The organism is Micromonospora sp. 4G55, from assembly GCF_016803375.1.
Map to the genome: position 1 here is coordinate 1 of NZ_JAEVHN010000405.1, position 5,707 is coordinate 5,707.

Annotated in this window: 5 protein-coding genes and 1 pseudogene; all 6 read right to left on the bottom strand. The window is 72.8% G+C overall.

Features of this window, described 5'->3' with window-relative positions:
- Positions 1-120: 120 nt before the first annotated feature.
- Positions 121-921 (bottom strand): hypothetical protein, encoded by an 801-nt coding sequence (locus tag JNW89_RS25725; RefSeq protein WP_238450871.1) that lies wholly within the window; start codon positions 919-921, stop codon positions 121-123.
- A gap of 53 nt (positions 922-974) precedes the next feature.
- Positions 975-1,622 (bottom strand): C40 family peptidase, encoded by a 648-nt coding sequence (locus JNW89_RS25730; protein ID WP_306344901.1) that lies wholly within the window; start codon positions 1,620-1,622, stop codon positions 975-977.
- 465 nt (positions 1,623-2,087) lie between these two features.
- A complete protein-coding gene (locus JNW89_RS25740) occupies positions 2,088-2,630 on the bottom strand; it encodes a hypothetical protein (protein ID WP_238450873.1) in 543 nt (180 codons plus the stop codon).
- Positions 2,631-2,803: 173 nt separating this feature from the next.
- A complete protein-coding gene (locus tag JNW89_RS25745; protein ID WP_238450874.1) occupies positions 2,804-4,546 on the bottom strand; it encodes a DUF6283 family protein in 1,743 nt (580 codons plus the stop codon).
- 86 nt (positions 4,547-4,632) lie between these two features.
- Complete coding sequence (locus tag JNW89_RS25750) at positions 4,633-4,980, bottom strand: diguanylate cyclase (protein ID WP_255541231.1); 348 nt, start codon at positions 4,978-4,980, stop codon at positions 4,633-4,635.
- A 37-nt stretch (positions 4,981-5,017) separates the two neighbouring features.
- Positions 5,018-5,647: pseudogene (locus JNW89_RS37815) on the bottom strand (GGDEF domain-containing protein); the annotation flags it as partial.
- Between the last annotated feature and the right edge of the window lie 60 nt (positions 5,648-5,707).

The window sequence follows — 5,707 nt, forward strand, 5'->3', positions numbered from 1 at the left end:
CCCAGTCGACGTCGAGAATCCCCCGATCGGCGTCGTGGCGGCGGACGGTGCCTTCGTCACCGGGACGCAGCCGGGCATCGTTGGTGTGCTCGAGCGCGACGCGCTCGCCCGGCCGGTAGGTCATCGGCCTGCCCCGTCCCGCACGTCGGGCAGCAGCCGCCAGGTCCAGGCGGGCACGGACACGTCCAGCAGCAGGCAGCCGTCGCCGTCGCGGCGCAGCCGGTGCGGCCGGTCACCGCCCCCGTTGCCCCACATGAGGTCGAACTCCGCGCCGGTAGGCCTCAGCCACCACACCTGCCCACCAGCCGGCGGGGACGTCGGTGCGGTGGCCGCGCAGATTCCGTGTGCGGTGACGTCGGAAAACCGCAGCACCGTCGCGGCACCGGGGTGCGCCGCCTGGCAGACGTCGGCGTCCAATCCCCTGCCGCCGGCCGGTATGTGCACCTGGGCCGGGGCCCACTGGTGGCCGTCGTCGGTGTGCCCGCCGCAGCCCAGCACCCGCCCGCCACCATCCGGATCGAGGAGGTGCCGGCTATGAAGCAGCCACCGGCCGTGGCAGGTCGCCTCGTAGACGATCACGGTGTCGGTGGCCGAATCCACCAGGTACATCCACTCCAGGTAGCCATCGACCGGGTCGTCGAGGCGACCGGAGCGCAGGCCGTCCTGCAGGTCGCTGACGCAGCCGACGCCGGGCACCAGCCGCTCACCGAGCCGCCCGGTGCGAGCAGCCGCCCGGTCGATGCTCACCCAGTCGTGGCGCAACAGCGCCTGCACCGCGGCGTCGGTGCGCCGGTGGAAGGTGTGCTGCCAGATCCGGCGCAGCTTCGGAATCATCTGCTCGGGTTCGCTGCCCCAGTGCAGCCAGAGCACGGCGTAGGCGCCGCCGGTCGCGGTGACGCCGATCAGGGTGCAACAGCTCATGAAGGAACCTCCATCAGGTGCGGGAAGCCTGCGGCCGGTGCGGCCGGAGGCAGTCATGCGACGACGCGGCGGACGGCGGCGAGCTGCCCGCGCCACGCCGACAGGCGGCTGACCTTGACCACGTCGCCGGTGTGCGGGGCCTGAATCAGTAGCCCTTGGCCCAGGTACATGCCGACGTGCCCGGGCCGGGAGACGCTGCCGCGGCTGCCCGCGATGAACAGCAGGTCCCCGGGCATGAGCTCGCCGTAGTCGGCGACCGGGGCTCCGGCGTGGACCTGCTCTGCGGTCGTGCGGGGGATGCTGATCCCGGCGGCCCGGTAGGCCTGCTGCAGCAGCGACGAGCAGTCGCACTGCCGGGCCGGGATCCCAGAGTGCGCGGCGGTGCAGTCCCCACCGAAGCGGTAGGGAGTGCCCAGCTGCGCCATGGCCCACCCGACGGCGGTCACCACCGGCAGCGGCGTGCCCGATGGCAGGGCGAACCCGGCCGGCAGCGGCACCCGATCGGCACCGAACTGGCCGTCGCCGCCGTCGAGGAGACACAGCGGGTTGCTCATCGCCTGCTCCAGATCACCGGCGACCGGCCCGGCGGCGGTGCCGCCGGCCAGGACGCGGACCAAGGCGATGGCGTCGTCTTCCCACTTCGCGTAGGCGCCGGGAAAGGCGGAGCGTTGCACCGCCTGCGCGGCGTCCGTGAGCGCCATGGCCTGCCACCCGTCGACGGCGAGCAGCGCCCGGTAGAAACGTCCAGCGGCGTAGGCCGGGTCGTGCAGCTCGGCTCGGCTGCCCCAGCCCTGGGACGGGGCGTTGCTGGAACAGCCCGACCGAATCGCGGTCCCCGCCGGGCAGGTTCCGCAGCCCGGATTCCTGCATCGCGGTGGCCAGCGCGATGACCCAACCCCGGGGTGGGACACCGTCCTCGGCGCCGACGGCGACGATCGTCGCCGCACTGGCGACCTGCTCGCCGCTCCAGCCGCCGACAGGGGAGAACCCGCCGGCCGGCGGGGTCAGGTGCAGGGTGGGTAGCAGCGGCGCCCCGTCGGGGCCGACCGTGCGGTAGCAGCCGGCGGCGGCGGTGCCACCGCCGGTCAACAGCGCCCCGATCCCACCGGCGCACAGCACGATCAGGGCGACGACCGTAGCGCCGATGACACCGAGGGCCCGCGCGCTCACCGGGCCGTTCCGGCAGGCGACGTCGACACGCCGCGCGCACGACCAGACCGCCCCAGTGCGTTTCCGGAAGGAAGCGGGGGGAGGGGGTGCGGGATGGCGCAGGTGTCGAGGCGATAGCGGGCGAGGGCTTCGCCGTCGTCGGTGTGCACCGTGACGGTCGAGGTCGCCGGGTCGATCAGGTAGACCCACGGCGTGTCGAGGTCACCGGCCCGGCACAGCGGGAACACGCTGACCGGCTCCGACGCGTCGACCACAGCGCCGCAGGCGGCGGGGGCGCCCACGGGCATGCCGACGCCGGGCACCGGGTGCTGCCCGGAGAGGGTGCACGCGGTGGCGGTGATGGTGTCGTCGAGGTACTCCCAGTCGTAGGCGAGGACCGCGGCGGCGAGAGCGTGGGCGTCGCGGCGGGCGCGGCCGGCCCAGATCCGGGCCAGGGTGGGCACGACGGCGGTGGGCTGGCCGTCGCGGCGCACGAACCGGGCGTGCACCACGTGCGGGTTGGCGTGGTCGGGGGTGCCGACGTAGCAGTGGATGCTCACAGCGGACTCCTTTGAGGACAAGCGGGCATAAAGGCGGCGCGGGGCGTGGCAGCGGCTGATCGGCGTGCGCTGGGCCGGCGCGTATGAGCCGGCCCTGATGGGCGGGCCCGATGACGGGCCACACCACCGCGGTGGTGTGGCCCGTCATCGGCGAGAAGTCGGATGCCGTGAGGTCAGGCGGGTGGCTCCGGCCAGGCGGTGACGCGATCGGCACCCGCAGCTCGGGCCAGCGCGACCAGGAACTCCGGCCAGCTGAGGACCCAGCGTGCGGGCAGGCGCGGATCGAACTGCCGGGCCGTCACGTCGATCACCGACCCGCCATCGGGATCCCCGTCGGGGTCGGCGACGAGGACCGTCCAGTGGACGAAGGCGATGACCTGGTGGTCCGCCCAGCCGGCCACCTGCACCACCCGCGCGGGGTGGCCGAGATCCCGCAGCCGGGTAGCGGTGGCGGGAGCCCAGGTGAGGCAGTCACCGTCGACGGGAGTGAGGGGCACGGGAAGCGTCTGCACCGTGGTGTCGAGTCCCCGTGCGGCGATTTTCGGGGCTAGACGTTGGATCGTCCGCCGGGCCTGCACAGGCGGGTCCTCGATGCGTGCCATGCCGTGGGCGGCCGCTTCCTGCCCCGAACTGAAAAGCGGAACAGGCGAGACGTAGGTGCGGGTAGCGGTGATCTCGTCCGGGTCCATGCCCTGCAGGGCGGCCAGCCGCAACGCGAGGAGCTCGTTGCCGTCGTGGCAGCCGGCCCAGCCGGCGCACACCCGCCCATCGGCCTGGTGGCAGAGGAACAGCCCGTGCGGCTGCAGCGCGGTCGGCGCGTCGTAGTCGGGCAGCTTCGCGTACTCCGAGGCGTCCCACACCCCGGAGGGCACGTCGCGGCGGTAGGGGCAGCTGCCGCACGGCGACTTCGCCGGCCCGCGGGTGTCGGCGTGCCCGCGGCTCATCGCCCATCCCTTGTCCGCGGCGTCGGCCTGCCGGCCGGACGGTTCCTGCGCATCGTCCGACGCGCTGCCCGCGCCGCGCGGTCTGTCAGCACCGATCCCATCGGCCATCACGGCCTGCCCGTCGTGCTCGGCCTGCTCCGAGTTGGCGATCGTGTCGGCTCCCGTTGCGGAGTCCGATGGCCATGTGGCGGGCTTGGCGCGCCAGCCGAAGATCGGGTCGGTGGCCTCGACGGATCCGCAGCGGGTGCAGCGGACGTAGCTGTCCTCGCCGTAGCCGGCCATGGACGGCATCTCGTCCTGGCATATCTCGTCGACAGCTGCGCACACCCGGCAGCGCAGCGACGCCCCGTCGGGCCCCCAAGGGGCGAAAATCGGCTCGTCGTCGGCGGCGTCCTGCCGGCCGGCGGGCGCCTTGACCTCGGCAAGGGGATCAGCGGTGAGCGAGCGGGAGGCAGCCAGCAGAGCCGCCAGCCCCGGCACCACGGCGGGAACATCCTTGGGGTCGGGGGCGTCGTCGACGCGCAGCTGCGGCTTGTCCTCGCCGTGTGGGCAGGTGAGCTGGTAGACCCGGCCGTCGGTGTCGACCGAGTCGACCCGGCGCGCCCGGCATACGCCGCCATCCAGGGTGTCGTGGTGCAGCGTGGCCCAGGCCAGCAGCCGCGCGTCGGGGTCGGTGCGACGGATGCGCGCGACGATGGTGCCGAGCGTCGTTCGGTAGGGATTTGATGGGTCGTCGCGCAGGCTGTCCGACAGGCGGCGCAGCAGCGCGGGCAGCTCGGCGGGGTCGGTGACCTGGTCGTCGGGGTGCAGGGGGAACGCGATGGCGTGCATGTCGCGCCGGGCCGGGTCGGTGGGGTCGGGACGTCGGGTGTGCAGCAGGAGGAGGGTCGGTGTGGTGTCCCAGCCGGCGGCGTCGGCGACGACGGTGAGCAGGCATTCGGACAGCGCGTGGACAGCGGTGAAAGACAGCACGTGATCTCCCGCGATCGGGATAGCGAAATGGAAGGGATCCCGCAGCGGGCGGCTGCGGGATCCCTGCGGACATGTCGAACGGGTGGTCAGCGGTAGTGGCGGTCGCGGCTGCGCCGCCCCGACGGTGGGGTGAGGGGCTGGTGTGCGCAGACGCCGGTCTGCGACCGCTTGGCGCGATACATCGCTTCGTCGGCGTCGGCGAGCAGTTGCCGCGGCGTGTGCAGGTTGGCCTGCGCGTAGCCGACCGAGGCGCGGACGCTGATCTGCCCGGAGTCCCAGGCGATGGGCGCGGCGCCGATGGCCTGCCAGGCGGCGTACGCGACCGCGGCGGTGTCCTCGTGATCCCCGCGTACGAGCACCGCGAATTCGTCGCCGGACAGGCGGGCGGCGATCTCGGCGGGGGGCGTCGAGGCTGGTGAGCAGACGCCCCACATGCGCGAGGAGCACGTTGCCGGTGTCGTGGCCGAGGGTGTCGTTGACGGCCTTGAACTCATCGAGGTCGAGCAGCACCAGCCCACACGGCGTGTTTTCGGCGAGGGCGGCGCGCAGACGGGCGAGCAGCAGCCGCCGGTTGGGCAGGCCGGTGATGTCGTCGTGAGTGGCGTCGTAGCGGGCGGCCTGCAAGGCCTGATGTTGCCGCCACAGCAGGGCGCCGGCGAGGGCGAGGCCGGCGAGGATCCCGCCGACGGTGGTGACGATCGCGTGCAGGATAGGAGACACTCGTGTCGCTCCTGTGCGACTCGCGGTCGCACGATCCAAGTGGACGCACCAGGGAGGATCAGGAGGTTCGTCTGATGGTGTAGTTCCGGGCTTGTGTCCAATGGCCCGTCTCCGCTCCGACGTGCGTCGCTGGTAACGGCGGGGTGCGAAGCTCGGGGTAGAAGCCCAAGGGCTCCCGTGCCGTCCGGGGGCCACAGGCAAGGGGAAGGCCGGACGGGTGAACGCAAGTGAACCTTCGACGATGCCCCGTGATTCGAAACCCTGGGGTGACGGATCGTGTGACCTGGGGATAAGGGCTGGCCGTTGAGAACGCGGCAGGCGGCGGCTGGTGAAGGAGCGCCAGCCGTGGGGACACCGCCGCCCTCGGGGTAAAGGAGGCACCCTCCCCGGCCGTGTCTTGGTCGTGTGGAACGAGGTAATCCCGATGAGGTCCGGGCCGGT